The sequence below is a fragment of the Tepidimonas sp. genome (genome assembly GCF_046292505.1).
Taxonomy (GTDB): Bacteria; Pseudomonadota; Gammaproteobacteria; order Burkholderiales; family Burkholderiaceae_C; genus Tepidimonas.
Genome location: NZ_JBKBQX010000110.1, coordinates 1 through 1,114 on the forward strand (window position 1 = coordinate 1; position 1,114 = coordinate 1,114).

Sequence of the window (1,114 nt, forward strand, 5' to 3'; positions counted from 1 at the left end):
GCAGACCATCATCTGCGCGCGCGGGAATCCCTCGCTCAGCATGTTCATCAGCGGGATCGTGCCGCGCTGGCCGAGCGCAGCGCCGATGCCACGCGCCAGATCGCCGCGCTGGTGCGCGCCATTCAGGCCGACACGCAGGACGCGGTGCTGGCGATGGAGCGCTCGACGCGCGAGGTCGTCGAAGGGGCGCGGCTGTCCGACAACGCCGGCGCGGCGCTGGCCGAAATCGACCGCCTGTCGCGGCAGGCGGCGGAACTGGTCGAGCAAATCGCCGGCTCGGCCGGGCGCGAGGCGGCGCTGGCGGGGCAGACGGCGACCAGCATCCAGCACATCCTGGCCGTCACCGAGCAGACCGGCGAGGGCACGCGCTCCACGGTGCAGCAGGTGCGCGAGCTGGCCCGCGTGGCGGACGAGCTGCGCCAGTCGGTGGCCCGCTTCAAGATCCGCTGAGACGTGGCCGAGCGCGACGACGCCCCGCCATCCCTGCCCATCGCCATGGGCGGGCCGCCGGCCGATCCAGGGCCGCTGGCGTGGCTTCGGGAGGCGCTGGAGCGCACGCTGGACGCCACCCTGGCCGCGGTGCGGCAGTATGTGGCGGCGCACGAGCGCTCTCGCGCGGGTGATCTGGGCGCGGTGGACGACAGCGACTTGCGCTGGCAGATCCAGGCCCTGCACCAGGCGGCCGGCGCGCTGGACATGGTGGATCTGCCGGCCGAGGCCCGTACCGTCGCGGCCCTGCAGTCGGTGTTGGAGCGGCTGGTACAGCGCCCGTTGGCGGCAGAGGCCTCGGTCGTCCCCCTGGTCGAGCGCGGCGTGTGGGCGCTGCGCGATCAGCTGCAGCGCCACCTGCGCCAGCAGGGGCTGCCGGGGCTGGCGCTGTTCCCCACCTACCGGGATTGGCAGCAGTGGGCGCAGGGCCGCGCCCATCCGGCCGACCTGTGGGGGTCACCCCTGCCGCTGGCGGTGGAACCGCCCCCGGGTCCGACCGTCGCGCCTGGGCCGCGCGTGCGCACCCACCTGGAGCGGCTGGCCCTGCCGCTGTTGCGGGAGGGGCGTCCCAGCGCAGCCGCGGCCCTGGCCCGGTTGGCCGGTGGCGTGTCGCGGTCGGTGGGCG

1 protein-coding gene and 1 pseudogene are annotated in these 1,114 nt (G+C 75.3%); both read left to right on the forward strand.

What is annotated here, in order from left to right; translation table 11 throughout:
* The coding region (locus ACK4TH_RS12045; RefSeq protein WP_409626786.1) for a methyl-accepting chemotaxis protein at nt 1–450 on the forward strand (450 nt) is incomplete at its 5' end.
* A gap of 3 nt (nt 451–453) precedes the next feature.
* Nucleotides 454–1,114, forward strand: a pseudogene (locus tag ACK4TH_RS12050) (hypothetical protein); the annotation flags it as partial.